Origin of the sequence: Archangium sp. (assembly GCF_036389735.1) — a bacterium.
In the GTDB taxonomy this organism is placed as follows: domain Bacteria; phylum Myxococcota; class Myxococcia; order Myxococcales; family Myxococcaceae; genus Archangium.
On record NZ_DASVWK010001090.1, the window covers coordinates 1 to 3,582 of the forward strand.

Consider the following 3,582-nt stretch of genomic DNA (forward strand, 5'->3'; position numbering starts at 1 on the left):
ACATCGAGGTGGTGCGCGGCACGCCCCTGCTGGTGCAGCTGACGCTGGTGTACTTCGGGCTGCCGCAGCTCGGGCTGCGGTTGAATCCGCTGACGGCGGGCGTGCTGACGCTGGGACTCAACTACGCGGCGGCCGAGGCGGAGAACTACCGCGCCGGGCTCGCCAGCGTGCCCGCGGGCCAGCACGAGGCGGCGAAGGTGCTCGGCCTGTCGCGGTGGCAGACGCTGCGGCACGTGGTGATGCCCCAGGCCGCGCGCATCTCCCTGCCGCCGATGACGAATGACTTCATTGCCCTGCTCAAGGACAGCTCGCTGGTGTCGCTGGTGACGCTCACCGAGCTGACGCGCACCTACCTCAACCTGGCCAACGCCATGAGGGATCACCTGGGCCTGGGGCTGGTGGTGGCCGCCATCTACCTGCTGCTGGGGCTGCCCTTCGCGCACCTGGCGCGCACGGTGGAGGCCCGGCTCGGCCAGCACCTGAAGGGGGTGCCGCGATGATCCGCGTCGAGGACGTGCGCAAGCGTTTCCCCGGAGCGGCCACGGCCACGCTGGAGGGCGTGTCCTTCATGCTGGAGAAGGGCCGGCTGGCGGCCATCCTCGGGCCGAGCGGCTCGGGTAAGTCCACGCTGCTGCGCTGCATCGTGGGACTGGAGCGGCCGGACTCGGGAGCCATCCACCTGGGAGGGCACGCGGGGCTGGTGTTCCAGTCCTTCGAGCTCTTCCCCCACCTGACGACGCTGGAGAACTGCACACTGGCGCAGCGGCTGGTGGCGAAGCGGTCGCGGGCCGAGGCGGAGGCACGGGCGCGCCAGTTGCTGGAGGAACTCGGGCTGGGACAGCGGATGGACACCTTCCCGGAGATGCTGTCCGGAGGGCAGCGGCAGCGGGTGGCCATCGCTCGGGCCCTGGCCATGGAGCCGGCGGTGCTGCTGTACGACGAGCCCACGAGCGCGCTGGACCCGTCGCTGCGCCGCGAGGTGGTGGAGACCCTGCGCCGGGTGGGCACGCTGGGGATGACCCAGCTCGTGGTGACGCACGACGTGCAGCTCGCGCGGGCCTCGGAGGTGGTGCTGGTGCTCGACCACGGCCAGCTCGTGGAGCTGGGCCCGCCGGAGCAGGTGCTGGACGCGCCCCGGCATGAGGCCACGCGCCGGCTGCTCGCACAGGCCAACGAATGAGCCAGGGGGACGCGGCACTCTGCCCGAGAAGGAGCAACGCATGAGCTGGGATGAAACGAACGACACGAGGCAGCACCCCGCGCTGGAGACCCTCATCGTCACCCGCACCCGGGACCTCGGCGATGGATTCCAGGTGCGGCGGGCGCTGCCCTCGGCCCGGCGCCGGATGGTCGGACCCTTCATCTTCCTCGACCAGATGGGGCCCGCGGTGTTCCGCTCCGGCCACGGGCTCGACGTGCGGCCCCACCCGCACATCGGCCTCGCCACCGTCACCTACCTCTTCGAGGGGGAAATCCTCCACCGCGACAGCCTCGGCACGGTGCAGCCCATCCGCCCTGGCGAGGTGAACTGGATGACCGCCGGGCGCGGCATCGCCCACTCGGAGCGCACGGCCCCCGAGGCGCGGGCGGAGGGCGGGCGCCTCTTTGGCATCCAGCTCTGGGTGGCGCTCCCGAAGCAGCACGAGGAGACCGAGCCCGCCTTCATCCACCATGCCTCCGACACGCTGCCCTTCCTCGAAGGCGAGGGCGTGCGCATGCGCCTCATCGCCGGAGCGCTCCACGGGAAGCGCTCGCCCGTGCGGACGTTCTCGGAGATGTTCTACGCGGATGCCGCGCTGGAGGACGGCGCGGGCCTCGTGCTGCGGGCCGAGCACGAGGAGCGCGCGCTCTACCTCGCCGAAGGCACGGTGGAGATCGACGGTACCGCGTTCAACGCGGGCGAGCTGCTCGTCTTCCGTCCGGGCAGCGAGATCGCCCTCCGGGCCTCCGCTCCGACACGACTGATGCTCCTCGGCGGCGAGCCGATGGACGGACCGCGGCACATCTTCTGGAACTTCGTCTCGAGTTCGCAGGAGCGGCTGGAAGAGGCGAAGGCGGACTGGAAGGCGGGCCGCTTCGCCCCGGTACCGCAAGAGACGGAGTTCATCCCTCTGCCCGAGGAGCCTGGCCCCGTGCGCTACCCGTAGGCCTCCAGTAGGTTCTCCCCATGAACGCCAACCTTCCCGAGTCCATGCGGGCCTTGCGCTTCCACCGCACCGGCGGGCCGGAGGTCCTCCAGCTGGAGACCCTGCCCCTGCCGCGTCCGCGCCACGATGAAGTGCTGGTCGAGGTCCACGCCGCGGCCATCAACCCCAGCGACGTGAAGAACGTGGCGGGGAGCATGGAGAAGACGACGCTGCCCCGCACACCCGGACGCGACTTCGCGGGACGCGTGGTGGCGGGTCCCGAGGGCTGGGTTGGCGCGGAGGTGTTCGGGACGAGCGGGGAGCTGGGCTTCGTCCGCGACGGAGCGCATGCCGAGTACGTCGTCGCCCGGGTGGACGGCGTGCGGCGCAAGCCGGCCGCGCTCTCCATGGCCGAGGCGGCGTCGATCGGCGTGCCCTATGTGACGGCCTGGGAGGGGCTGCGTCTCGCCGGGCTCCAGGCGGGCGACACGGTGCTGGTGGTGGGCGGCACGGGCGCGGTGGGGCGCGCGACGGCGCAGCTCGCGCGGTGGAGCGGCGCACGGGTGCTCGCCACGGCCCAGGGCGCGCGAGCGGCCGATGAGTCCTTCCGGCGGGCGGTGGACCGCGTCATCGACCTCGAGCACGAGGAGCTGGTGGCGGCGGTGAAGGACGCCACCGGAGGACGTGGCGTGGACATCGTCTGCAACATGGTGGGCGGGCCGACCTTCGCGCCTGGCGTGGCCTCGCTCGCCATTGGCGGGCGGCTCGTCGTCGTCGCCAGCACGCCCGAGACCGAGGTGCGCTTCGACCTGCGCGCCTTCTACCGGCGGCAGCTCCAGTTCCTCGGAGTGGACTCGCTCAAGATGTCCGAGGCCGCGGCCGCACATATCCTCGGCCGGCTGATGCCGGGCTTCGTGAGCGGCGCACTCTGGGCCACGGTCGGCCGGACCGTGCCGCTGAAGGACGCCGTGGAGGCCTATCGCGACGTGCAGCAGCGCGGCGCGGGCAAGTACGTGCTCCTCCCCTGACTCACCGCGTCATCGCGATCACACGCAACTTTCAATCTCGCAAATTCGAGAATTACCCATCTTTGTAAACCGCTCGAAAACAGGCGAGGAAAAACCATGAAGAAGGTCGGAGCCGCAGGGGGTTTCACCCCCACGCTGAAGAAACTCGTCGACACCGCCACCCAGCAAGGGAAGCAGATTGGCGCGCCCACGCTGAACAAGGTGCTGAACGGGAAGGGCCTGCACCTGGGCCAGCTGAAGAAGGCCGATCGGCAGCAGCTGCGCGACCTCTTCGAGCGTGCGCCCCTCACCTCCAAGGCGCGCGCCCTGGCGGAGAAGCTGCTCCAGGGCACCGGCCCGGGCCCGATGGTGAAGGTGAAGGCCGACCTGCCCACCACCACCCCCAGCACCCCGCCTCCCGTGGTGAAGGTGAAGGCCGACCTGCCCAC

Annotated in this window: 5 protein-coding genes; all 5 read left to right on the top strand. The window is 70.9% G+C overall.

The window, feature by feature from the left end:
- The coding region (locus VF794_RS39190; protein ID WP_331118734.1) for an amino acid ABC transporter permease at positions 1-500 on the top strand (500 nt) is incomplete at its 5' end.
- The gene (locus VF794_RS39195) at positions 497-1,180 is read left to right on the top strand and encodes an amino acid ABC transporter ATP-binding protein (protein ID WP_331118736.1); all 684 of its coding nucleotides are present in this window, start codon (positions 497-499) and stop codon (positions 1,178-1,180) included. The genes VF794_RS39190 and VF794_RS39195, both read left to right, overlap by 4 nt.
- Before the next feature lie 40 nt (positions 1,181-1,220).
- Positions 1,221-2,147 (top strand): pirin family protein, encoded by a 927-nt coding sequence (locus VF794_RS39200; RefSeq protein ID WP_331118738.1) that lies wholly within the window; start codon positions 1,221-1,223, stop codon positions 2,145-2,147.
- Between the two features lie 20 nt (positions 2,148-2,167).
- A complete protein-coding gene (locus VF794_RS39205) occupies positions 2,168-3,154 on the top strand; it encodes a zinc-binding alcohol dehydrogenase family protein (protein WP_331118740.1) in 987 nt (328 codons plus the stop codon).
- A 96-nt stretch (positions 3,155-3,250) separates the two neighbouring features.
- The coding region (locus tag VF794_RS39210) for a hypothetical protein (protein WP_331118742.1) at positions 3,251-3,582 on the top strand (332 nt) is incomplete at its 3' end.